Origin of the sequence: Cupriavidus sp. WS, assembly GCF_000395345.1 — a bacterium.
GTDB classification, from domain to species: domain Bacteria; phylum Pseudomonadota; class Gammaproteobacteria; order Burkholderiales; family Burkholderiaceae; genus Cupriavidus; species Cupriavidus basilensis_B.
The window spans coordinates 1-318 of the sequence record NZ_AQPL01000768.1; the positions used below are offsets into that span (position 1 = coordinate 1).

Genomic DNA, 318 nt, shown 5'->3' on the forward strand with positions numbered 1-318 from the left:
TACACGCAGACCCTCTCGGACATTGAGGCCCGCATTGGCAACCGCGCCAAGGCCGGTCAGGTCATCGGCAACTTCAACAACCTGTTCATGCTGCGCGTGCGCGAGACCGCGACCGCTGAACTGCTGACCCGGCAACTACCGAAGGTCGAGGTTTATACGACCACCATCGTCAGCGGCGCGACCGACAGCTCGGACATTCGCGGGGCGACGGATTTCACGTCCAACACTCAGGACCGCATCAGCATGTCCAGCGTGCCGATGATCGAGCCGTCGCACATCGTCGGCTTGCCCAAGGGCCAGTGTTTTGCATTGTTGCAG

The 318-nt window shown here is 61.3% G+C and carries 1 protein-coding gene; it reads left to right on the forward strand.

The window, feature by feature from the left end:
• On the forward strand, window positions 1–318 hold a 318-nt coding region (locus K206_RS40720; protein ID WP_020207219.1), incomplete at both ends, for a TraM recognition domain-containing protein.